The sequence below is a fragment of the Pseudomonas sp. AL03 genome (assembly GCF_029960815.1).
Taxonomy (GTDB): domain Bacteria; phylum Pseudomonadota; class Gammaproteobacteria; order Pseudomonadales; family Pseudomonadaceae; genus Aquipseudomonas.
Window position 1 is genome coordinate 1 of the sequence record NZ_JASBRE010000091.1, and the last position, 312, is coordinate 312.

The window sequence follows — 312 nt, forward strand, 5'->3', positions numbered from 1 at the left end:
TGGCGCCCTGGTACTTGGCGAGTTTGAACGCTTCGGCATGCGCTTCTTTGCGCGCGTGCTCCAGCTCCGGAGGCACGGGGTTGTCCGGCGATTCGACCTTGCCGCCCTTGTTCAGGTAGTCGAGTAATGCTTTGCGGGTGTGTTCCCGATCCGGTTCGGGCAACTGTTCCAGATCGTCAAAAAGCGCCTGGACTCGCGGATCGTCGCTGGCGTCGACCAGATTGCCGATATCCCCGGGACTGAGCCGGCTCAAGGATTCGATGTAGCACGCCAACAGGTAATCGCGTTCGTTGTGGTCGGTATTGCTCCAGT

Annotated in this window: 1 protein-coding gene; it reads right to left on the reverse strand. The window is 59.9% G+C overall.

What is annotated here, in order from left to right:
- The coding region (locus QK293_RS27525; RefSeq protein ID WP_282383531.1) for a hypothetical protein at window positions 1-312 on the reverse strand (312 nt) is incomplete at both ends.